Below are 21086 nucleotides of genomic sequence, written 5' to 3' on the forward strand. Positions count from 1 at the left end.
TAAAGCATTTGATTAAATTTATCGGATGACTATAATATTTTATCAAAAAAGATAATGCGTATGGCGGGGCTGCAGTAACCCAAATGCTTCTGAAACAGCCTTTCAAATAAAATTTTATAAATTACGGTTAAATGCAATTTTACAGAATTAAATTTTACAATAAATTAGAACTGCTGATGCGATAACTTGCTAAGTTTAAAATATATAAAATCGATGTTTGGAAGGAAATAGGCGTGATGATGAAGTTTCAAATGTAAAACAACTGTTAAATATACGATTGTATGAAAGTGCATGATGTTTTTACACTTAAAAGTGCCAAAAATTACAATAAAAAAATTAGATTTGCTGTCGCAAAAAAACAAATATCCTAAAATGAGTGCAGTAGAAATAAATAAAGATACTTGGTTAAAATGGTTCGAATCGATGTTGCTGATGCGCAAATTCGAAGAGAAAACTGGCCAATTATACGGACAACAAAAAATTCGTGGCTTTTGTCATTTATACATTGGACAAGAGGCTGTAGTTGCAGGAGCAATATCTGCAATGCAAAAAGGCGATTCGATGATTACTACTTACCGTGATCATGCTCATGCTTTGGCTTTAGGTGTTAGTGCCGATAGCATTATGGCAGAAATGTATGGTAAAGCTACTGGTTGCTCTAAAGGTAAAGGTGGTTCGATGCACATGTTTAGCAAAGAACACAATTTTTATGGTGGCCACGCCATTGTTGGAGGTCAGATTCCACTAGGTGCTGGTGTTGCTTTTGCAGAAAAATATAAAGGAACAGACAACGTTAATATTTGTTATATGGGCGATGGTGCAGTGCGCCAGGGTGCATTAAACGAAACCTTTAACATGGCTATGTTGTGGAAATTGCCAGTAATTTTTGTTTGTGAAAACAATGGTTACGCAATGGGTACTTCGGTACAACGTACTACAAACATGACTGATATTTATAAAATTGGTTTAGGTTTTGATATGCCGTGTGCTCCGGTTGATGGTATGGACCCAGTTGCGGTACACAATGCAATGGACGAAGCCATTCAACGTGCCCGTAAAGGTGAAGGGCCAACTTTCTTAGAAATGAGAACTTACCGTTACCGTGGTCATTCAATGTCTGACCCTGCAAAATATCGTACTAAAGAAGAATTAGAAGATTATAAAGCAAAAGATCCGGTTGAGCATGCAAGAGAAACTATTCTGAAAGAAAAGTATGCAGATCAGGCTTGGATCGAAGAAGTGGAAGCTAAAGTTAAAGCTACGGTAGATCAGGCTGTGAAATTTGCAGAAGAATCTCCATGGCCAGAAGCATCTGAGTTATACAAAGATGTTTACATGACTGAGAACTACCCTTACGTAATGGACTAATTTTTAAAAAGATTTCAATTAATTAGATATAATGGCTGATGTAATTAAAATGCCCAAAATGAGCGACACCATGACCGAAGGGGTTTTGGCGAAGTGGCATAAAAAAGTGGGTGATAAAGTAAAAAGCGGCGATGTTTTGGCAGAAGTAGAAACTGACAAAGCAACAATGGATATGGAATCTTATTGGGATGGTACACTTTTATACATTGGTGTAAAAGAAGGTGAAGCTGTTCCGGTTGATGCTGTAATGGCCGTTATCGGTAAAGAGGGTGAAGATTTTCAAGCAGCTTTAGATGCTGAAAAAGGTGGCGAGGCTCCAAAAACCGAAAGCACTGAAGCTCCAAAAGCTGAAGATAAAAAAGAAGAAACTGCCCCGGCTCAAGGTGGTGGTTTAAGCGAAGAAGAATTAGCAGCTAAAGGTGTTACGGTAATTCGTATGCCTTTGTTAAGCGATACCATGACTGAAGGCGTTATTGCTGAATGGCATAAAAAAGTTGGCGACCAGGTTAAGGATGATGATGTTTTAGCTGATGTAGAAACCGATAAGGCCACTATGGAAGTGATGGGTTATGCAACCGGAACATTATTACACATTGGTGTAGAAAAAGGTGAAGCAGCTAAAGTAAATGGCATTATTGCTATTGTTGGTCCGGAAGGAACTGATGTTAGCGGTATTTTAGCAGGTGGCTCTGCTCCAGCTGCAAAAGCTGAAAGCAAGGAGGAAGCTCCGAAAGAGGAAAAACAAGCTACAACTGCTGATGCAGGTTCATCTGCTCCTGTTGCAGAGAGTTCTTCATCATCTGATAGCCGTGTTAAAGCATCTCCTTTGGCTAAAAAAATTGCGAAAGATAAGGGAATTGATTTATCGCAAGTTGCAGGTAGTGCAGAAGGTGGTCGTATCATTAAAAAAGATATCGAAAACTTTAAACCAGCCGCTGCTCCAGCGAAATCAGAATCGGCACCTGCTGCTGAGAAAGCTAGCGCTGCTGCTGCTCCGGTAATTCCAACTTTTGTTGGCGAAGTTAAATTTACAGAACAGCCTGTTTCGCAAATGCGTAAAGTAATTGCAAAACGTTTGGCAGAAAGCTTATTTACAGCTCCACATTTCTACTTAACCGTAAGTATTGATATGGATAATGCAATGGCTGCACGTACTGCAATCAATGCAGTTGCTCCGGTTAAAGTATCTTTCAACGATTTAGTAATTAAAGCAGTTGCTGTTGCATTGAAAAAACACCCGGCTGTTAACTCATCATGGGGTGGCGATAAAATCCGTTTCAACGAGCACACAAACATTGGTGTTGCTATGGCTGTTGAAGATGGCTTATTAGTGCCTGTTGTGCGTTTTGCTGATGGTAAATCATTATCACACATTTCTGCTGAAGTAAAAGATTTTGGTGGTAAGGCAAAAGCTAAAAAATTGCAGCCAGCAGATTGGGAAGGTTCTACTTTCACAGTTTCTAATTTAGGTATGTTTGGTATTGATGAATTTACATCAATCATCAACTCTCCAGATGGTGCAATTTTATCAGTAGGCGCTATTCAAGCGGTTCCTGTTGTTAAAAATGGCGCTGTTGTTCCTGGTAATGTAATGAAATTAACTTTAGGTTGTGATCACCGTGTGGTTGATGGTGCAACCGGAGCACAGTTCTTACAAACGTTAAAAGGTTTATTGGAAGAACCAATTAGATTATTAGCATAATCGTTTGTCATCCTGAGCTTGTCGAAGGATAATACTAATATTAAAGCCATTCCTAAAAAGGAGTGGCTTTTTGGTTAAAAGATTTCCCGCAGATTTCGGGGATTTCCGCAGATATCTTCTTAGCATAGCATTTGCCTATCGCTATGGCCGCTCCGTCATGCTGAATTTATTTCAGCATCATATTTGTGTTTGCAAGATTTTGTAGAAACAAACAAATCCTAAACCCTTTCTCATATACTTTGTTAATTATTAAAATCTACCACAATCATGAACAAAGAAAAATTAATTCAAGAGGCCTATCTTGTTTCACATAAAATAGAAGAAAACGGAAACTTTCCTAACAACCCCAATTTGCCTCTAATGATTTATAAAGGCGCATTATTAATTCATCCTGATGAAACCGAAGAGGCAATTAAAAAAGTTTTTGCTCAAAATGGATACACCAATGCATGGGTAGACGGAATTTTTGATTATCAGCATTACCACAGCAATACACATGAGGTAATGGGTGTATTTTGCGGCAAAGCGGATGTTCAGTTTGGGGGTGATCATGGCGTATGCATCGAGCTTGATAAGGGTGATGTTGTGGTGATCCCGGCAGGAGTGGCACACATGAAATTAAATTCTAGCGAAGACTTCACAGTTGTTGGTGCTTATCCGAATGGATCAGATTATAACATAAAATATGGTAGGCCAGAAGAAAGACCTGAGGCCGATGGAGATATTGCAAAAGTAAAAAATCCAGAAAGTGATCCTGTTTATGGCAGTAAAGGTCATTTATTTGAGTGCTGGTATAAGCAAAATTGCGCAAATGTTTAAAACTCTTTCTATTTACCAGTCTAAAATTCTTTAATTTTCGGGTTTTAAATACACTACCCTACATATTAATGAATTTTAGATTTATATTTTCAGCACTAGCACTTTCTGTAACATTAATAACCGCCTGTAATAGCAAAAAATCGGAAGAGAAAAAAGCTGCTGATGCCAAAATACGCGTAAAAGAAGATGATAAAGCCGACAGCCTTTCAATTGCTTACGATCCTGCAAAAGGCGATAAATGGATTGCTGATTTTGTTCAAAATCTACATAAAAAATACGGTTTTAATGGAAATATGCTGGTTGCAAAGGATGGCAAAATTCTTTATGAAAAAGCAATTGGCTGGGCAGATTATCTGCATCGCGATAGCTTAAAAATTTCTTCAGAATTTGAACTGGCTTCCATCACTAAAACTTTTACGGGTACCGCAATTATGCAATTGGTAGAGGCGGGTAAGCTTTCATTAAATGATAACGTAAAAAAGTTTTTTCCAAATTTTCCTTATGATGGAATTACAGTTAAGCTATTGTTAACTCACCGCAGCGGAATGATGAACTATGTTTATTTCATTGATGATATCTGGCGGAAAGAGAAACGCAACATGAAAAAAGGCGTAAGCAACCAGGAAGTAATGAATGTTATTGCAGAACGCAAGCCAAATCGTTATGTAAAACCTGATGATCGCTTTCATTACAATAACTCCAACTTTATGGTATTAGGGGCAATTATTGAGAAAGTTACAGGTCAACGTTTCTCCCAATACATGATGGAACATATTTTTAAGCCAGCAGGCATGAAACATACTCACGTTTACAGTACAACTGAATACGAAAAAATTCCTGTTGATGTAGTTGGGCATGATCGCAATAGCTTTAGATATTCAGTTGCCCAAAACTTTTTGGATGGGCCAGTTGGAGATAAGGGAATATACAGTACCGTTCATGATCTGGTGCTTTATGATAAGTATTTAAAAAATGGCAGACTATTAAGTAAAAATAGTACCGATTCTTCGTATGTTGGCCGAAACAAACCTGTAAATGGGCATTTTAATTATGGATATGGATGGAGGATGTTTGATGGCGAAAAAATGGACAAAGTAGTTTATCATACTGGATGGTGGCATGGTTTCCGTCACATTTACGTCCGCGATCTCGATAAAAATATTATTGTAATTTTCTTAGGCAACTTAACCAACGGAAGTTTAATGCATTTGGATGACTTATACAAGCATTTAAATATGCCGATTATTCGTAAAGGTGCTTACCATGGAAATGGTAGTTTACCAGGAAGCGACGAAGATTAACATTGTTTCAAAGCATTTTTAACATTTGAAAATGAACGGTTCTGCCATTTATGGCAAATGCAGTCCCGCCATACGCAATATCTTTTTTGTACAATATTTTAGCCATCCGATGAATTTAGACCAAATGCTTTATTCATCGGATGTCTATATTAGGAAACAAAAAAGGATATTTTGCTGCTGTCTGGTTTATGAACAAGGGATTGTTTTAGGCGTATAAATTAGGAATTTGCAGGCAACAGGCTTAAGTTTAGCGTACAGTTTTAAGTTAACTAAACCCGTATTGTCGTGAAAATACTTTTGTTGCAGGTTGTTAGATTTTTGGAGCAAACATTCACAAAAGATTGAAACAAAAGCGGGACTGACATCAATATTTCTACTGCTATTGCTTTTCAAAAAAAAATATAAAACCAAAACGCAAAATTTTCCTTTTTATAATAAACAACAAATTATGTTCGATAAATTATTCGCAGCACAGCAAAAAGCCGAAGAGATTAAAAAACGTTTAGATACCATTTCGGTATTCGGCGAAGTAGAAAACGGCGCCATTAAAATAACAGCTACAGCCAATAAAGCGATAACAGGAGTTTCAATTGATGAGGCTTTTTTAAAAAACGCTGATAAAGAAGAACTGGAAGAATTACTTTTAACTGCAATAAATAAGGCTTTAGCGAATGCAGAAGAAGTAAGCTCGACAGAAATGCAAGCTTCTGCCAAAGATATGCTTGGCGGTTTAGGTGGAATGTTTGGTCAATAATTTTCAGTTTGTCTCCATCCTTAAATACTTAATATTTTCATCTCGATACTATAACTATGAAATATACTTATTATGGCCAATCATGTTTTTTAATTGAAGCAGATGGCAAAAAATTTCTTTTTGATCCTTTTATAAAATCAAATCCATTAGCCAAAGATATTGATACAACTAAAATCGAAGCCGATTATATTTTAGTTAGCCACGGGCATGGCGACCATGTTGCCGATTTGGCGGAATTGGCAAAACAAACCAATGCTGAAGTTATAGCAATGGTAGAAGTTGCCAAATGGATTAAAGAACAAGGGGTAGAAAAGGTTACTGATATTAATTTTGGAACACAAAGGTTATCATTCGGGAAGCTTCGTACGGTTTGGGCTGTACACAGCAGCTCCAATCCAGATGGAAGTTACGGTGGCAATCCAGCTGGTTTTGTATTAGAATTAGAAGGAAAGCAGATTTACTTTGCCGGCGATACAGCTTTAACGGTCGAAATGAAATTATTATCTGAACTATACAATTTGGATTTTGCAATATTGCCGATTGGCGGTCACTATACAATGGATGTGGATGATGCCATAATCGCAGCAAAATATATTGATTGCGATCAAATTATTGGGGTTCACTACAACACTTTCCCGCCAATTAGTATTGATACTGAAGACGCTTTATCGAAATTCAAACGTGAAGGCAAAACCTTACTATTGCCTCAAATTGGAGAAACGATAGATTTATAAAACAAAAAAGGGGATGATGTTAATCAGTCCCCTTTTCAAATTATAAACCTAAACCTAATTCTTTTTAACAGCGGCTTTGTTTGCTTTGTAACGCATATCGGCTGTTCCATCTTTTTTTGTAGGACCAGCAACCTTGGTTACTACCTTTGTTTTGTTTTCTTTAAAACGCATATCTGGCGTACCATCTGCTTTTACTTTAGCAGCCGTTGTTGTGGTTTTAGTTTCTACTTTCTTAGCATCTGATTTTACGCCTGCTTTTACTGGAGCAACAGTTGTTTTTACTTCTTTTTTAACAGCTTTTTTCGCTTGTGTTGTGGCTGCTGGTGTTTGTGCAAATGCTGTAGTTAAACCAAATGCTGCGATTGCGATTAAACTCAATAACTTTTTCATACTCTTTAATTTTTTGTTTTACTCGTTTATTTGTTGATATAAAATTGATTAATCGGGATGAAGTTTTAATGAAGATAGGAAAAAATTAGTTTAAGCTAAAACCAACATTAATTTTATAGATAAGAGGAATAGGTTGTTTGAGTAGTTTTCCAGGTGTCCACCTTGGCATATTCTGAAGTACTCTGATTACTTCATCGGCCAGTGTTCTGCTTGGCGCAGAAATTATAGTAATATCTTCAACATAACCACTTTCGCTAATTATGAAAGAGAGATAAACCTTGCCTTGAATGCGATTGTGAACATCATAATCTGGATATCTTACTGCCTTACTAAGGGATTTGTAAAACAGGTTTAAACCACCCGGGAAATTTGGAGCAGTAATTATACTGTCTTTGTGAGTTGCTATACCACTACTATCTAAATAAGTACTATCAATTAATTTATTGCTTTCGTTGTAAATTTCTTTTACAGCAAGTTTTCCAGATGGGTAATAAACTTTCCATTCACCTTTTTTCCTGCCATCCGAATAACTTCCTTCTTCCTGCATTTTTCCATTAGTCCAGTATCTAGCGGATGCGCCGTTTAATTTTCCACGAATATATATCTTGGTAGCTGTAGCTTTTCCTGTTGAATCATAATCAATCCATGATCCTGTCTTTTCATTATCATAAAAACTTCCTTTTAAAGAAATTTTGCCATTTCTATATTGGGTATAATTTCCATGTAAGGTTGTTAAGGCAGAATCGGAAAATGTTTCTTTTGAAATTGGTTCAAGATTTATCCCAAATTTTAACCTTACCCAGCTCGTACTATCTTTTTTATAGATTTTGTAGACAGAATTTGCTTTACTGATTTTATTCGTTGCAGTTCCATTTATGGCATATACCACAAGCGTATCACTTTTCTGTGCAATCGCACCAATTGAAAAAGCGCAAAGGAAAAATAATAATAATATTTTCATCTCTAATGTGCTGCCAACCAATTTTCTCCCTCGCCAATTTCTACTACAATTGGAACGGTTAATTTTATCGCATTGGCCATTTTATCTTGAATAATTGATTTCATCATTTCCTTCTCTGACTTCAATACATCAAAAACCAGTTCATCATGCACCTGCATAGTCATGGTTGATTGAAGGTTTTGCGCTTTAATTTCCTTGTGGATATTAATCATCGCAATTTTAATCATATCTGCCGCTGATCCTTGAATTGGCGCATTTATAGCATTCCGTTCAGCAAAACCTCGAACGGTTTGGTTAGCCGAATTAATATCTCTTAAATAGCGTCTTCTGCCCATAATGGTTTCCACAAATCCATTTTCGCGGGCGAAATTCATAGTATCGCTCATGTATCGTTTTATACCTGGATATTGAGCAAAATATTGTTCGATAATATCTGCTGCTTCTTTACGTGGAATCCCCAAATTCTGCGATAATCCAAATGCAGACTGTCCATATATAATACCGAAGTTTACGGCTTTAGCATTTCTACGTTGTGTACTATCTACATCTTCAATCGCTATACCATATACTTTTGCAGCCGTTGCAGTATGGATATCGATATTTTTACTGAATGCATCCAACATATTTTCTTCCTTGCTGATCTCTGCAATAATCCTTAATTCTATCTGCGAATAATCGGCCGATAATAAAATGTGGTTTTCATCACGAGCGATAAACGCTTTACGTACTTCACGCCCTCTTTCCGTACGGATTGGAATATTCTGTAAATTTGGGTTGTTAGAACTTAGCCGGCCTGTTGCGGCAACAGCTTGATTGTACGAAGTATGCACCCTTCCTGTTTTAGGATTTACCATCAATGGCAAAGCATCAACATATGTAGATTTCAGTTTTTGTAACTGACGGAAATCTAAGATATCTTTTACGATATCGCTTTTGCTGGCCAATGCCATAAGCACATCTTCACCTGTTTGATACTGCCCAGTTTTGGTTTTCTTCGCCTTTGGATCTAACTGAAGTTTATCAAATAAAACTTCGCCCAATTGCTTCGGCGATGCTAAATTAAATTTGATTCCAGCTTTATCATAAACATTTTGCTCAAACTTAATAATATCAGTCTCTAACTCTTTTGAATAAGCAATCAGTGTTTCAATATCTATTCGTACACCTTCTTTTTCGATATCAGCCAAAACATAAACCAGCGGATTTTCAATTTCATCTGCCAGTTTAGCGGCATTTAATTCCTTTAATTTCGGCTCAAACACCTGGGCCAACTGCAGTGTAACATCAGCATCTTCTGCGGCATAATCTACCACATCAATTACCGGAACATCACGCATGGTTAATTGATTTTTGCCCTTTGCGCCAATTAGTTTAGTGATGGATATAGGAGAATAACCCAGATAGTTTTCTGAAAGAACGTCCATTCCGTGGCGGGTATCCGGATCAATCAGATAATGGGCAAGCATGGTATCAAAAAGTTTTCCTTTAACTTGAACATCATACCATTTCAGTACTAAAATATCATACTTGGTATTCTGCCCTATCTTCTTAATTTTTTCATTTTCCAGCACTACGCGGAATTCATCTACTATCGCTTGCGCTTCTTCTCTATTCGCAGAAACAGGTATGTAATAACCAGAGCCTGGCTTTATTGAAAATGAAAGGCCTACTAAATCAGCCATATTTGCATCGGTACCGGTAGTTTCTGTGTCAAAAGAAACGCTACCTTGACTTAGTAATAATTTAATTAAATCTGCACGCTGTTCGGCAGTTTCTACCAGCACATAGTCATGTTCTGTGTTTTCTATTGTTCTTGCAGGAAGTTTTTCTACTGGCTCCTCTTCTAAAGTATTGGTATATTGGATGGTTTCGCCCGATTGATTTCTAAAAAGATCAGTTTGTGTTCCTTCGCCAAATTTTGCTGTGGTTACAGAAAATTCATCACCAAAAACACGGCGACCTAAGGTTCTAAATTCGAGTTCAGTAAATAACGGCTCGAGTAAATCCTTACTTGGATCGCACAGTTCCAAACTTTCTTCATCCAATTCTACCGGTACATCCAATTGAATAGTTGCCAGTTTTTTTGAAATCAATCCCTGCTCGGCAAAATTTTCTACATTTTCACGTTGCTTGCCTTTAAGTTCATGCGAATTGGCAATAATATTTTCCATGGAGCCATATTGCTTAATCAACAATTTCGCAGTTTTCTCTCCAATACCCGGGATGCCGGGAATGTTATCCACTGCATCGCCCCACAGGCCTAAAATATCAATAACTTGAAGAACGTTTTCAATTTCCCATTTAGCTAAAATTTCTTGCACTCCCAAAATTTCCATTCCATTACCCATGCGAGCAGGCTTGTAAATGAAAATATTTTCAGAAACGAGTTGTGCGAAATCTTTATCGGGAGTCATACAAAAAACCTGATAACCTTTTAGTTCTGCTTTCTTGGCCAATGTGCCAATAATGTCGTCAGCCTCATACCCATCGGATGTAATTACTGGGATATTAAAACCGGTTATTAATTTGATAACATAAGGCATAGCCGCCGCTAAATCTTCGGGCATAGCTTGTCTGTGTGCTTTGTAAGCTTCGAAAGATGTGTGTCTTTCAGTTGGTGCTTCGGTATCAAAAACAACGGCAATATGTGTTGGTTTTTCTTTCTTCAAAACATCGAGCAAGGTGTTAGTGAAACCCATAACTGCCGATGTATTGATGCCTGATGAAGTAAAACGAGGGTTTTTACTTAACGCAAAATGTGCTCTATACATCAGCGCCATACCATCCAGAAGAAAAAGTTTTTTATTCATGTTATAAAAGTAACCAAAGTTAGCCATATCAGTAAAATGCTTTTTCAACAAAAAAAATGATTTTTAAAAGCTAATATTTAAAAATTTGAAAGTGATTAATATTTGATCAGTATTAAAATCGTGGGAAATTGCAAGATTTAATAATTTGTTCCGTTATTTGTGATTGAGCACAACAATTATGAAATTTTTATCTACCATACTTTTCCTGTTATTTACTGCTAATACCATTTCTGCACAAGATTTCATCGTTAAAAATAATGACGATGTGATTCGTGGTACCATTAAAGGCACAGATTATTACTCGGTTTATATTAGCGCAAATGATGAAGCTGACGTAATTCTTCCTGCAAAAGATGTTAAAAATTTCTTCTGGAATGGAAATAGTTTCTTAAGTAAAGGCTTCGCCAATGGCAAAAATTTTGAATACCGCTTTGTGAAATTAATTGAGTTGGGAGCAGTAAATCTTTATTCTTTTGGTGGTGGAACTCTGGTGCCCGCAGTGAAAGAAAAGAAGGTGAAGTTTAGGCCTTCTATTGGTATTGGAACAGGAACTGGCAACTTCGGTGGCATGGGAATGGGTGGTGGTATAGGCGTTGGATTGGACAATAGAAATGCAGCACCTGAACGACCAGCTGGCGCACCGGCTATTCGCTATTTTATCGAAAAGCCAGGAAGTGGACCTTTGCAGGAAGTACCCATGAAAGCCATAACTGATGAAGATAAAACGGCCAATGTAAAAACAATTCTTCTACAAAAATTAGGAGATAATTTAAGTTTAAAATCGAAGGTTGAAAGTAGTACAGCGCTTAATAGCCGTGAGGTAATTGAGTTGATTAAAGAGTATAATGCTGCAAAAAAATAGATTAGAATTGATGTGATTAAAGGATTATAAGATCGATTTGTTGAGTGCAAAGTTAAAGTAGCAGAGCATTAAATGATTGTGAATTTTGAAGATATAATCCGGCTATCATCAGCCCTGCTGTAATTAATTTAAGAAACTACGCATCGCGAATAATTAATTAAGTTATAGACTTATTTCGATACTCTTTAAAGCCTTTAAAAACTACCAATAAAATTACTAACCAGCCAAAAGCTCATCCCAATATTCTACCGCTCTTCTATAGTGCGGAATTACAATGCTGCCGCCAACTAAGTTTGCAATCATAAAAATCTCATTCATTTCATCACTGTTTACGCCAGCGTCATGGCATTTGCCTAAGTGATATTTTATACAATCATCACAACGCAAAACCATCGATGCCACAAGTCCAAGCATTTCTTTTGTTTTCACATCTAGTGCTCCATCAGCATAAGATGTCGTATCAAGCGCAAAAAATCTTTTGATATTTGTGTTGGCGGTTTCCATGATTCTATCGTTCATTTTTTCACGATAGCCATTAAATTCTTCTACTAATTTTCCCATATTAATTAATTATTGACTGAGTGGATCTTGAATGAGTTGGCGTTAACCCTGTAAATTTTATAATCTTAACCTTCAACGTTAATGTCTTCCATTGGATTCCAGAATACCTTTTTAAAGTTGACAACCTTGTCATTCTTTACTTCAATTCCTTCCTTTAGCAACAGTTCTTCCATCATTTCTGGTGTTTCGAAATGAAATTTCCCGGTGAGCAAGCCGCTGCTGTTTACTACCCGATGGGCAGGTACTTTTGGATGTGCTGTTCCGGCGTAGCTCATGGCATGCCCAACTATTCTTGATGATTTTGCCGCTCCCAAACTTTTAGCGATGGCACCATAAGAAGTAACCCTTCCACTAGGAATTAAACGGGCAATTTCATAAACCTGTTCGTAAAAGTTAGTATCCATTATTCAAATGAAAATTGAATGTAATTGATGTTTTTGTCGTGAAGCAAATATTTCTTTTCGTAGTATGTTTTGATCGATAAAACATGATCTGCTAAATCAGATGTGTATAAATGATCAGTATTTTTATGTACCACCAAACCAAGTTCTTTAACCTTTTCGCAGGTGTAGGCATAAAGCTGATCGTTATCGGTTTTAAGATTTACCTTTCCGCCAGGCTTTAAAACTGCTTTATAACGATTTAAAAATGCAGGAAATGTTAGTCGCTTTTTTTCCCTGCTGTCTTGCGGTTGAGGATCAGGGAAAGTGATCCAAATTTCATCAATTTCTCCATCGGCAAAATAATCCAGTAAATTTTCAATCTGAATTCTTAGAAAAGCAACGTTATTAATTCCTTCTTCAATTGCGGTTTTTGCACCTCGCCAAATGCGGTTGCCTTTATAATCAACGCCAATAAAATTTTTATCAGGAAATAATGTGGCTAAATTTACTGTGTATTCACCTTTTCCACAGGCTAGTTCTAATACAATAGGATTACTGTTTTTAAAATGCGTTTCTGCCCATTTGCCTTTTAAATCTTTTCCCTGATCTAATTGATATACGTTTGCAAAGGTTTCTATCTCGGCAAAACGTCTAAGTTTATCTTTACCCAAAAGTTTTTTTTGGCAAATTTACAATTAAATCATTTATCAACACTTCTTTTTGAGCGCAGAAATCATGTCTTTTTAGTTTATCAATTGTATTTTTGCAGACTATTAAAAACAACACATTGGAAAAAAGCGCTAAAATTTATATTGCAGGTCATCGAGGTATGGTTGGCTCAGCAATTTATCGTAAGCTGGAAAAAGAAGGTTTCGAAAATTTAATAACCAAAACTTCTGATGAATTAGATTTAAGAAACCAACAGGCTGTGGCCGATTTTTTTGCAGAAGAAAAACCAGAATATGTATTTTTAGCTGCGGCAAAAGTGGGCGGCATTGTGGCAAACAATACTTATAGAGCTGATTTTATTTATGAAAATTTGGCCATTCAGAATAATGTGATTCATCAATCTTATATAACGGGAGTTAAAAAGCTGATGTTTTTAGGTTCGAGTTGCATTTATCCAAAATTAGCTCCACAACCACTTAAAGAAGATTATTTGTTAACGGGATTGTTAGAGGATAGCAATGAGCCTTATGCAATTGCTAAAATTGCCGGTATTAAAATGTGCGATGCTTATCGCGATCAATACGGTTGTAATTTTATTTCTGTGATGCCAACCAACCTGTATGGATATAACGATAATTATCATCCGCAAAACTCACATGTTTTACCTGCTTTGATCAGAAAAATACATGAAGCTAAAGTTAATGATGAAAAGTATGTAACCGTATGGGGTTCTGGAACACCATTGCGTGAATTTTTATTTGCTGATGATTTGGCCGATGCTTGCTATTTCTTAATGCAAAACTTTAATGAACCCAATTTGATTAATATAGGAACCGGGCACGATTTAACCATTAAAGATTTAGCGCTATTAATAAAAGATGTACTCGGATTTGATGGTGAACTGGAATTTGATAGCAGTAAGCCAGATGGAACACCTCGAAAATTAATGGATGTAACCAAACTTCATAACCTTGGTTGGAAACATAAAATTGAATTAAGGGAAGGTATTGAATTGGCTTACCAGGATTTTCAAAGTAGGTATTAAATTATTCATAGTTAAAATTGATATATTTGAAAAGATAAATCAATTTTAACTATATGACCTTAGTTCAGCTAGAATATATTGTTGCGGTAGATACTTATAGAAGTTTTGTTACCGCTGCAGAAAAGTGTTTTGTAACCCAACCTACACTTAGTATGCAAGTGCAGAAGTTGGAAGAATTATTAAGCGTTAAAATTTTTGATAGAAGCAAGCAGCCTGTTTCGCCTACTGAAATTGGTGCTCAAATAGTTGCTCAAGCCAGAATCATATTACAAGAAAGTGGCAAGGTTAAGGAGTTGATTAACAGTCAGCAACAAGATGTTTTGGGTGAGTTACGCATTGGCGTAATTCCTACGGTTGCGCCATATTTGCTTCCTCAAGTAATTTCGGCAATGCTAGCAAAATACCCGGAATTAAAACTCCTCATTTGGGAATACACCACTGAAGATATTATTCATCATCTAAAAACCGGCGTGTTGGATTGCGGTATTTTGGCTACTCCGTTAACGGATTCGAACATTATGGAAACGCCTTTGTATTATGAAAATTTTGTAAGCTACATTAGCAAAAACAGTAGGCTTTATAAAAAGAAAGCTGTAGATGCTGAAGATTTGAACGATGAAAATATTTGGTTGCTAAATGAAGGACATTGCATGCGAAACCAAGTATTGAACATTTGTCGATCAACAAAAAACAATAGGTTACAGGGTTTGGAATATAACACTGGTAGTGTTGAAACTTTGGTGAGAATGGTTGACTTAAATGGTGGGGCAACGCTACTGCCAGAGTTGGCAATAGCAGAACTGAATACGAAGCAATCGAATAAAATTCGCCATTTTAAATCTCCGGAACCTGTTCGTGAAATCAGTTTGGTTACACACAAAAACTTTATTAAAAGGAGAATGCTGAACGCATTAAAAGATGAAATTTTGGCCATTATACCAAAAACCATGAAGCAAAAGAAGAAGAAAGATATTGTTGGGATTTAATCTCGACTTGTTTTGATAAGCGAAGAAGCAATTACTTTTGCTAATAAACCCAATGGTAGCGTCAGCCCGCTCCGATATTTTCATCGGGAGCGGCTACAGCGAACAGTGGGACTTATGTTACCGAAAAATGGCTGTCCTTTCATTTCCAAATTCCTAGTATTTTCCCTTTAACATGTTCTACAACCTATTGTATTAAATCGATTACTTGGTTTGGTTTTTGTTTAATTCGGTTATTACTTATTAATTTAGCCGCTACAACAAAACAACGTGAAAAAGAATATCATACTCATTGTACTACTATGCATTACTGTTTTTTCGGCTAATGCTCAAAAACCTACCTATTTAGAGATGCTGGCCAATCAGCCAAAATGGGTTGATTCAGTTTTTAAAAAGCTAAACCGTAGAGAAAAAATCGCTCAAATGTTTTTCGTTCGAGCACATACCAATCTTGGTCAAAAATATACCGATTCGGTAGGTTTGGTAATTAAAAAAGAACAATTGGGCGGTGTAATCTTCTTTCAGGGCGGACCAGTAAGACAAGCCCGTGCTACAAATGCTTACCAAAAAGTTAGCCATGTACCATTGATTATTGCCAACGATGGCGAATGGGGTTTAGGTATGCGCTTGGATAGCACCATTTCTTTTCCTTATCAAATGACACTTGGTGCCATACAAAATAAAGATCTGATTTATAAAATGGGACAAGAGGTGGCAAAAGATTTTAAACGTATGGGCATGCAAATGAACCTAGCTCCTGATGCCGATATCAATAATAATCCTAAAAATCCTGTAATCAATTATCGCTCATTTGGTGAAAATAAATTTAATGTTGCTACCAAAACAGGAGCATATATGATGGGAATGCAGGATGGCGGTTTATTGACCACATTGAAACATTTTCCTGGTCACGGAGATACTGATGTCGATTCACATTACGATTTGCCCCAACTTAATTTTACTGCAGCACGTTTGGATAGTTTGGAAATGTATCCTTTCAAAGAGCTGATTAAACAAGGTGCTTCGGGCGTAATGATTGCGCACATGAATATTCCATCACTAGATAATACACCAAATCTGCCATCAACACTTTCGAAACCGATTGTTACCGGTATTTTGAAACAACGTTTGGGATTTAAGGGCTTGATTATTTCTGATGCGATGGACATGAAAGGTGTGGTAAAATATTTCAAAAACGGAGAGGCAGATTTAATGGGAATTATTGCTGGAAATGATATTCTGGAGCTTTCTGAAAACAGTGAGAGAGCGATCAGTTTGGTGCGTAAAGCAGTAAGACATGATCGAATTGATATGAAAACCATTGATGAAAGTGTGCGAAAAATTCTAACTGCTAAGTATTGGGCTGGGTTAGCAAAGCGTGATACAGTAGTTACACAAGGTATAATTGCAGGTGTTAACCGAAATGCAAGCAATGCCTTGGTGCAAGAATTGGCTAATGCATCAGTAACATTACTAAGAGGTAAGGATTTTATAAAAAATATGGTGCCGATAAGAAGAACGGCCATTATTAGTATTGGTGTTCCATCGGTTACCAGGTTTCAGAAAGAGATTTCAAAGGGCTTTTATAACTCGGTATATTATGTTTTGGATAAGGATGCAACTGCTACCCAAATTTCGAATGTTGCCCGGGAAATTGGCGCTTTTGATCAGGTAATCGTAGGTATTCACGATAGTCGCTCAAGGCCAGGTAACAATATTCCTTTAAATGCAGGAGTAAAGAATTTTATAAAGGAACTTTCCACTAAAAATACGGTATTTTCATTATTTGCCAATCCTTACAATTTATCGGCTTTGCCAGGTTTGGAAAATAGCAAAGGTTTAGTTGTAGCTTATCAAAAAGAAGATTACATGCAAATTTCTGCTGCGGCTGTAATTAATAACCGCTTGGTTGCTAAAGGTAAATTGCCCGTAAGTATTTTGCCTAACTATAAATTTGGTGATGGATTATAATTAGAAATTAGTTATCCGATGAATATCAACATGATTTTGGTATTCATCGGATGACTACTGTTTTAAAATCTTTTTGATTTCAACATTTTCTCGCATTCATTTTTCCCATCCGCAAGTATAATTTTTATCTTCGTACCGATAAAAACTGCATTCATGTCTGAAAATTACATCGCCGAAAAAACATTTACAAAAGAAGATTTTACTTTACGAGCCTTACCAAAAGCAGAATACGAAAACTGTAAATTTATAGGCTGCAATTTATCCAATGCTGATTTAAGTGGTGTGAAATTTCTCGATTGCGAATTTGTTTCGTGTAACTTAAGCTTAGCGAGCTTAACGAAAACAACTTTTAATGAAATAAGCTTTAACGATTGCAAAATGCTTGGTTTACGCTTTGAATCTTGTAATGATTTCGGTTTAACTTTCAGTTTTAATAATTGCAAACTCGATCATTCTTCTTTCTATAAACTAAAACTGAAGAAAACCACTTTCAAAAACTCGCAACTACATGAAGTCGATTTTTCGGAATGCGATTTAACAAACGCTAGTCTCGATAATTGCGATTTGTTAAGTGCTACTTTCGATAGAACTATTTTAGAGAAGGCCGATTTTAAAACAGCATATAATTATATTATCGATCCAGATCAGAATCGTATTAAAAAGGCCAAATTCTCTCAATCTGGATTGGCCGGCCTATTAACAAAATATGATATTGTGATTAGTCAATAGCTAAAATGTAGCCTTCAATAAATTAAGAAATAATTCTTCTCTAAAATGTTACACATCTTTTGATGTAAACCTAAAATATTGTAAGTTTAGAGTTTTTTAAGCGAGTAGCTTATAAAAATTTTATCCCTTATCAATGTTACGCGTCGATAGTTCTAAGCCTTGTAAAATCGTGTACTCCTTGTGCAAACATGAGTATTTAGGCTATTTAATTGAACCCCATATTGTTCAATTAAATCCACAAGGCGATTTTTCGTTTACCTATCAACGGATATTTACCCATACCGCCGAAGAATTTGCCGCTTGCTTATCAGAAATTGACTATAAGCTCATTAAAATTTTAGATGATATTGAGCAAGATTCTGTTATAAAAAAATATTATAAAAAGCTAATAAGACCAACGGAGTTTTTCACGAAAATTTTTGATGTTAAATTCTACGACAGCGTTCGGCCAAAAATTGAAAAGAAGCTTGCAGAAGCGCTCGAAATTTTAAAGGTCAAAAACGAACTTTATGTTATGGATAAAGATGGCTGGCCGGTTGAGCGTAAAATTGAACTTGCAGCCGAACCTGCTTCTATACTTTTTCATTTTCGTAGAAACGAGATCGAAACCAGGTATTTTCCAACCATAAAATATCAGAATCTTCGCATTGAGTTTATGTTCAAAGAGGCACAAATTATCAGCAATAAACCTGCTTGGTTATTGTTAAATGATGTGCTTTACTTTTTTGATCAGGATATTGAAGGAAAGAAATTACAACCATTTTTGGCCAAACGGTACATTGCAATTCCAAAATCTACCGAAGCAACCTATTTTGAAAAATTTGTAGCGCCGCTGATTGAAAAGCACCATGTTTATGCAGAAGGTTTTGAAATTAGAACGGAGCAATTTGAGGCTACACCTGTTATTAAAGTTTTATATGTTGATGGCGGATTATCGCAAATTCAACTGTACTTTAAATATGGTGAATATACTTTCCCTGTCGAGAATGCCCATAAAGTAACGGTGCGTTTAGAGAAAACTGCCGATAATTATATTTTTCACCGCATCAAGCGATCGGCAGATTGGGAAAAAAAACAATTCAATTTACTTCTTTCACTCGGCCTAAAAAAAACAAGTTCGCTCTTTAGCAATTTAGAGGTTGCTATTGAAGAGGAAAACCCAAGTTATGCTGCCATAAATTGGGTTAATGAGCATATTGAAATTTTAAGTGCAGCTGGATTCGAAATTGAGCAAGCCACAGGGCAGAAACGATTTGTTTTTGGTGCCAATAAAATAGATTTAGAAGTTAAGGAAGGCAACGATTGGTTCGATATCAATGCAGTGGTTTGGTTTGGTAAATATCAAATTCCTTTTCTTTCTTTAAAACAACACATCCTCCATAAAAGAAGGGAGTTTTTGCTTCCTGATGGTGAAGTAGCCATTATTCCTGAAAAATGGTTTACCCAATATGGTAGTTTGTTCAGTTTGGCGGAAACATCTGGGGGCATCAAATTAAAGAAACACCACATTGGTTTAATAAACGATTTGGCAGAAGATAGTTTAGCGAATGTAACGCTGGAAAGAAAACTGCAAAGATTGGTTGATTTTGAAGATATTGCTGATACACAGATGCCTATCCATTTCAAGGGTAGCTTACGCGATTATCAGAAAGCTGGATACAATTGGTTCAGCTTTTTAAGAGAATATAATTTTGGGGGATGTTTGGCTGATGATATGGGTTTGGGTAAAACCATCCAAACTTTGGCTATGTTGCAAAAAGTAAAGGAAGATGATCAGGAAGGCGGTTTGCAAACTACCTCGCTGATTATTATGCCCACTTCGTTAATTTATAATTGGCTAACTGAAGCAAAAAAATTCACCCCAAAACTTAAAATTTATGCGCATACGGGTAGCAACAGGAATAAAGATGTAGCCAATTTTGCAAATTATGATATCGTAATTACCACCTATGGCGTTACACGAGTAGATATTGAAGAGCTAAAAAACTTTTATTTCAATTATGTGATTCTAGATGAAAGTCAAAATATCAAGAATCCGGCATCGAAATCATTTAAATCTGTTCGTAGTTTAAAATCGAAGCACAGGTTAATTTTGAGTGGTACACCTGTCGAAAACTCAGTAGGCGATTTATGGTCGCAGCTTACGTTTTTAAATCCAGGTTTATTGGGTACACAGGCTTTTTTTTACGATGAATATGTTCAGGCTATTGAGAAGAAAAAGGATGAAGAAAAAGCCCGCAAGCTACAATCCATTATAAAACCATTCGTACTTCGTAGAACAAAAGAGCAGGTAGCTGCCGAATTGCCGCCCAAAACCGAACAGGTAATTTATTGCGATATGAGTGAAGACCAGGCTGCATATTATGAAAAAACCAAGTCGGCCTATCGCAATGATTTATTGGAAAGTATGGACAATGGTACTTTTGCGCAAAAGCAGGTTCAGCTTTTACAAGGTTTAACGGCGCTACGTCAATTGGCCAATCATCCAATGATGATTGATGCAGATTACGAATCTGATTCGGGTAAGTTTGAAAATGTAATTCATACATTGGATAATGTGCTGAAGGGCGGGCATAAAGTATTGGTGTTCTCTCAATTTGTAAAACACCTCGATATTTTTAAAAAACACTTTCAGGCAGAAAATATTCCTTTCGCCTATTTGGATGGTGCCACCAGAAATAGAGGCGAAATTGTATCAGAATTCCAACAAAACACTGATTTAAAAGTATTCTTAATTTCGATAAAAGCTGGTGGTGTTGGCTTAAATTTAACGCAGGCCGATTATGTTTTCATCCTCGATCCATGGTGGAACCCTGCTGTAGAGCAACAAGCAATCGATAGAACACACCGCATTGGGCAAGATAAAAAGGTTTTTATCTATAAGTTTATTGCAAAAGATACGGTTGAAGAAAAAATCCTTGCCTTGCAAAATCGAAAGAAATCATTAGCCAATTCATTAATCACCACGGAAGAGAGTTTCTTTAAATCGTTAAGTAAAGATGATATTAAAGATTTATTGAGATAATACTAAAACTGTATCATTA

Annotated in this window: 18 protein-coding genes; 12 read left to right on the forward strand and 6 right to left on the reverse strand. The window is 36.3% G+C overall.

The features are described 5' to 3' along the window. The first annotated feature begins 372 nt into the window (after positions 1-372). The 6 genes from pdhA (at position 373) to LUA91_RS09405 (ending at position 6678) form a co-directional block, all read left to right on the forward strand. A complete protein-coding gene (gene pdhA, locus LUA91_RS09380; RefSeq protein WP_231425785.1) occupies positions 373-1368 on the forward strand; it encodes a pyruvate dehydrogenase (acetyl-transferring) E1 component subunit alpha in 996 nt (331 codons plus the stop codon). 31 nt (positions 1369-1399) lie between these two features. Then, positions 1400-3070 carry a dihydrolipoamide acetyltransferase family protein gene (locus LUA91_RS09385; protein ID WP_231425786.1) on the forward strand — a complete coding sequence of 557 codons (1671 nt, stop codon included), beginning with the start codon at positions 1400-1402 and terminating at the stop codon, positions 3068-3070. Positions 3071-3337: 267 nt separating this feature from the next. Then, a complete protein-coding gene (locus LUA91_RS09390) occupies positions 3338-3889 on the forward strand; it encodes a cupin domain-containing protein (protein WP_231425787.1) in 552 nt (183 codons plus the stop codon). A gap of 68 nt (positions 3890-3957) precedes the next feature. Beyond that, on the forward strand, positions 3958-5190 hold the full coding sequence (locus LUA91_RS09395; protein ID WP_231425788.1) for a serine hydrolase: 1233 nt from the start codon (positions 3958-3960) through the stop codon (positions 5188-5190). A gap of 448 nt (positions 5191-5638) precedes the next feature. Beyond that, positions 5639-5944: a YbaB/EbfC family nucleoid-associated protein gene (locus LUA91_RS09400; protein ID WP_231425789.1), complete on the forward strand. Its 306-nt coding sequence runs from the start codon at positions 5639-5641 to the stop codon at positions 5942-5944. A 56-nt stretch (positions 5945-6000) separates the two neighbouring features. Then, positions 6001-6678 carry a metal-dependent hydrolase gene (locus tag LUA91_RS09405; RefSeq protein ID WP_231425790.1) on the forward strand — a complete coding sequence of 226 codons (678 nt, stop codon included), beginning with the start codon at positions 6001-6003 and terminating at the stop codon, positions 6676-6678. Positions 6679-6732: 54 nt separating this feature from the next. Here LUA91_RS09405 and LUA91_RS09410 read toward each other — a convergent pair whose 3' ends face one another. From LUA91_RS09410 to polA, 3 genes are all read right to left on the reverse strand, one after another. Continuing rightward, positions 6733-7068: a hypothetical protein gene (locus LUA91_RS09410; RefSeq protein ID WP_231425791.1), complete on the reverse strand. Its 336-nt coding sequence runs from the start codon at positions 7066-7068 to the stop codon at positions 6733-6735. An 85-nt stretch (positions 7069-7153) separates the two neighbouring features. Then, positions 7154-8029 (reverse strand): energy transducer TonB, encoded by an 876-nt coding sequence (locus LUA91_RS09415; protein ID WP_231425792.1) that lies wholly within the window; start codon positions 8027-8029, stop codon positions 7154-7156. Between the two features lie 2 nt (positions 8030-8031). Continuing rightward, positions 8032-10839, reverse strand: a complete 2808-nt coding sequence (polA, locus tag LUA91_RS09420; RefSeq protein WP_231425793.1) for a DNA polymerase I — start codon at positions 10837-10839, stop codon at positions 8032-8034. A 178-nt stretch (positions 10840-11017) separates the two neighbouring features. Here polA and LUA91_RS09425 point away from each other — a divergent pair, with 178 nt between their 5' ends. Beyond that, positions 11018-11701: a hypothetical protein gene (locus tag LUA91_RS09425; RefSeq protein ID WP_231425794.1), complete on the forward strand. Its 684-nt coding sequence runs from the start codon at positions 11018-11020 to the stop codon at positions 11699-11701. 216 nt (positions 11702-11917) lie between these two features. Here LUA91_RS09425 and LUA91_RS09430 read toward each other — a convergent pair whose 3' ends face one another. The 3 genes from LUA91_RS09430 to trmB form a co-directional block, all read right to left on the reverse strand. After that, positions 11918-12262: a carboxymuconolactone decarboxylase family protein gene (locus LUA91_RS09430; protein ID WP_231425795.1), complete on the reverse strand. Its 345-nt coding sequence runs from the start codon at positions 12260-12262 to the stop codon at positions 11918-11920. A 65-nt stretch (positions 12263-12327) separates the two neighbouring features. Beyond that, positions 12328-12666 (reverse strand): MGMT family protein, encoded by a 339-nt coding sequence (locus LUA91_RS09435; RefSeq protein ID WP_231425796.1) that lies wholly within the window; start codon positions 12664-12666, stop codon positions 12328-12330. Continuing rightward, positions 12666-13316 (reverse strand): tRNA (guanosine(46)-N7)-methyltransferase TrmB, encoded by a 651-nt coding sequence (gene trmB / locus LUA91_RS09440; protein ID WP_231425797.1) that lies wholly within the window; start codon positions 13314-13316, stop codon positions 12666-12668. Before trmB ends, LUA91_RS09435 begins: the two co-directional genes overlap by 1 nt. Before the next feature lie 116 nt (positions 13317-13432). Between trmB and LUA91_RS09445 the strand changes: the two genes are divergently transcribed. The 5 genes from LUA91_RS09445 (at position 13433) to LUA91_RS09465 (ending at position 21067) form a co-directional block, all read left to right on the forward strand. After that, positions 13433-14359, forward strand: a complete 927-nt coding sequence (locus LUA91_RS09445; RefSeq protein ID WP_255717772.1) for a GDP-L-fucose synthase — start codon at positions 13433-13435, stop codon at positions 14357-14359. 53 nt (positions 14360-14412) lie between these two features. Beyond that, a complete protein-coding gene (locus LUA91_RS09450; RefSeq protein ID WP_231425798.1) occupies positions 14413-15345 on the forward strand; it encodes a hydrogen peroxide-inducible genes activator in 933 nt (310 codons plus the stop codon). Positions 15346-15612: 267 nt separating this feature from the next. After that, positions 15613-17313, forward strand: a complete 1701-nt coding sequence (locus tag LUA91_RS09455) for a glycoside hydrolase family 3 protein (protein ID WP_231425799.1) — start codon at positions 15613-15615, stop codon at positions 17311-17313. 153 nt (positions 17314-17466) lie between these two features. Then, a complete protein-coding gene (locus LUA91_RS09460) occupies positions 17467-18042 on the forward strand; it encodes a pentapeptide repeat-containing protein (protein WP_231425800.1) in 576 nt (191 codons plus the stop codon). Positions 18043-18175: 133 nt separating this feature from the next. Then, on the forward strand, positions 18176-21067 hold the full coding sequence (locus LUA91_RS09465) for a DEAD/DEAH box helicase (RefSeq protein WP_231425801.1): 2892 nt from the start codon (positions 18176-18178) through the stop codon (positions 21065-21067). Positions 21068-21086 lie beyond the last annotated feature (19 nt).

The organism is Pedobacter sp. Leaf250, from assembly GCF_920984735.1.
Lineage (GTDB): Bacteria > Bacteroidota > Bacteroidia > Sphingobacteriales > Sphingobacteriaceae > Pedobacter.

Coding starts and splice junctions, on each gene's coding strand:
- polA (WP_231425793.1), bottom strand. CDS start 10,839: ATGAATAAAAAACTTTTTCTTCTGGATGGTATGGCGCTGATGTATAGA.
- LUA91_RS09450 (WP_231425798.1), top strand. CDS start 14,413: ATGACCTTAGTTCAGCTAGAATATATTGTTGCGGTAGATACTTATAGA.
- LUA91_RS09390 (WP_231425787.1), top strand. CDS start 3,338: ATGAACAAAGAAAAATTAATTCAAGAGGCCTATCTTGTTTCACATAAA.
- LUA91_RS09385 (WP_231425786.1), top strand. CDS start 1,400: ATGGCTGATGTAATTAAAATGCCCAAAATGAGCGACACCATGACCGAA.
- LUA91_RS09425 (WP_231425794.1), top strand. CDS start 11,018: ATGAAATTTTTATCTACCATACTTTTCCTGTTATTTACTGCTAATACC.
- LUA91_RS09400 (WP_231425789.1), top strand. CDS start 5,639: ATGTTCGATAAATTATTCGCAGCACAGCAAAAAGCCGAAGAGATTAAA.
- pdhA (WP_231425785.1), top strand. CDS start 373: ATGAGTGCAGTAGAAATAAATAAAGATACTTGGTTAAAATGGTTCGAA.
- LUA91_RS09430 (WP_231425795.1), bottom strand. CDS start 12,262: ATGGGAAAATTAGTAGAAGAATTTAATGGCTATCGTGAAAAAATGAAC.
- LUA91_RS09405 (WP_231425790.1), top strand. CDS start 6,001: ATGAAATATACTTATTATGGCCAATCATGTTTTTTAATTGAAGCAGAT.
- LUA91_RS09435 (WP_231425796.1), bottom strand. CDS start 12,666: ATGGATACTAACTTTTACGAACAGGTTTATGAAATTGCCCGTTTAATT.
- LUA91_RS09460 (WP_231425800.1), top strand. CDS start 17,467: ATGTCTGAAAATTACATCGCCGAAAAAACATTTACAAAAGAAGATTTT.
- LUA91_RS09395 (WP_231425788.1), top strand. CDS start 3,958: ATGAATTTTAGATTTATATTTTCAGCACTAGCACTTTCTGTAACATTA.
- LUA91_RS09415 (WP_231425792.1), bottom strand. CDS start 8,029: ATGAAAATATTATTATTATTTTTCCTTTGCGCTTTTTCAATTGGTGCG.
- LUA91_RS09465 (WP_231425801.1), top strand. CDS start 18,176: ATGTTACGCGTCGATAGTTCTAAGCCTTGTAAAATCGTGTACTCCTTG.
- LUA91_RS09410 (WP_231425791.1), bottom strand. CDS start 7,068: ATGAAAAAGTTATTGAGTTTAATCGCAATCGCAGCATTTGGTTTAACT.